General features: G+C 48.5%; 3 protein-coding genes. All 3 read right to left on the bottom strand.

Going from position 1 to position 1,177, the window contains the following annotated elements; translation table 11 throughout:
* Nucleotides 1–64: 64 nt before the first annotated feature.
* On the bottom strand, nucleotides 65–220 hold the full coding sequence (locus tag B151_RS20470) for a YHS domain-containing protein (protein WP_211207872.1): 156 nt from the start codon (nucleotides 218–220) through the stop codon (nucleotides 65–67).
* Nucleotides 221–276: 56 nt separating this feature from the next.
* Nucleotides 277–654, bottom strand: a complete 378-nt coding sequence (locus B151_RS0117545; RefSeq protein ID WP_020404926.1) for a cupredoxin domain-containing protein — start codon at nucleotides 652–654, stop codon at nucleotides 277–279.
* A gap of 21 nt (nucleotides 655–675) precedes the next feature.
* The coding region (locus B151_RS19230; RefSeq protein WP_040517266.1) for an HAD-IC family P-type ATPase at nucleotides 676–1,177 on the bottom strand (502 nt) is incomplete at its 5' end.

Raw genomic sequence — 1,177 nt, 5'->3', positions numbered from 1 at the left:
TAATATTAAACCTGCCAAAAGGCTACCGACCTCATAAGCCTTAAGGCAGGTGGGGTTCAAACATTTAGTGATGATGACCGTGATGGCCATGGTTGTCTCCGGTATATTCAGCCGGATTTTCATCAAATGACGTTTTGCAATTTTCGCAGCAGAAGTAATAGGTATTACCCTGGTACTTACTGCTGGGCGCATTAGTAATGTCTTCGATTTCGTGTCCCATTACCGGGCAGATGTTTTGATTTTTCATGGTATCCTCCACGTTTGGTTTATTTTGGTTTATTCGACGATGAGTTTGCCGCGAAGCATGCCCATAGCGCATTGAAATTCGTATTCACCGGGGGAGTCAGGGGTGAATTCCACCGGAATGGTTTTATGTGGAGTCAGCGTAGCTTGTTTTCCGAAGTCCGGAAAGATCACCTGCTCAGAGCAGGCAGCCGTTTCTTCGCGGAGGAAATTCAGCCTCACCGCTTTTCCAGCTTCTACAACTATAACGTTGGGACTGTAACCACCCTTTACTTTAATCAGGGCTTCTTGCAGGCCGCCAGCTCCGCTTTGAACACGGGTACCCTCCGAGCTAGAGAACCAGAAATACCAGGCTACGAGTGCTATAAGCAGGATGCCGCCAGTCAGTACAAAAATTTCATCGGGTGTCATAATAATCTCCTTTTAGGTTTATCAATCAGTTTTTGAAAATTTAGGTTGAAACTTGCGCAGCCGGTTGGCATTGGTGACGACTGTAACAGAACTAAAGGCCATGGCTGCGGCCGCAATCAGTGGTGAAAGCAAGAGGCCAAATAGTGGGTAAAATACCCCTGCGGCAATTGGAAGGCCCGCAGTATTGTAAGCAAAAGCTCCAAACAGGTTTTGGCGAATGTTTTTCATGGTTGCCTTTGAAAGCTGTATAGCCAGCACTACACCCTGCAGGCTACCTCTGATCAGGGTGATATCTGAGGCCTCAATAGCAACATCGGTTCCAGTGCCAATCGCCAAGCCGATATCGGCTTGAGCCAATGCGGGTGCATCGTTGATGCCGTCACCTACCATAGCAACACGTTTACCTTCATTTTGCAGTTTCTGCACATTCATGGCCTTGTCTTCAGGCAGCACTTCGGCCAGCACACGATCAACCCCTACTTGTCGGGCAATGGCATCGGCGGTGCGCTGGTTGTCCCCGGTT

This window comes from Gracilimonas tropica DSM 19535, assembly GCF_000375425.1.
Lineage (GTDB): Bacteria > Bacteroidota > Rhodothermia > Balneolales > Balneolaceae > Gracilimonas > Gracilimonas tropica.
Note: the sequence above shows the minus strand (reverse complement) of the source record. Positions and strands in the feature narration are given on the sequence as shown.

Excerpts from the sequence above, each read along its gene's own strand:
- B151_RS0117545 (WP_020404926.1), bottom strand. The coding sequence starts at position 654 with ATGACACCCGATGAAATTTTTGTACTGACTGGCGGCATCCTGCTTATA.
- B151_RS20470 (WP_211207872.1), bottom strand. The coding sequence starts at position 220 with ATGGGACACGAAATCGAAGACATTACTAATGCGCCCAGCAGTAAGTAC.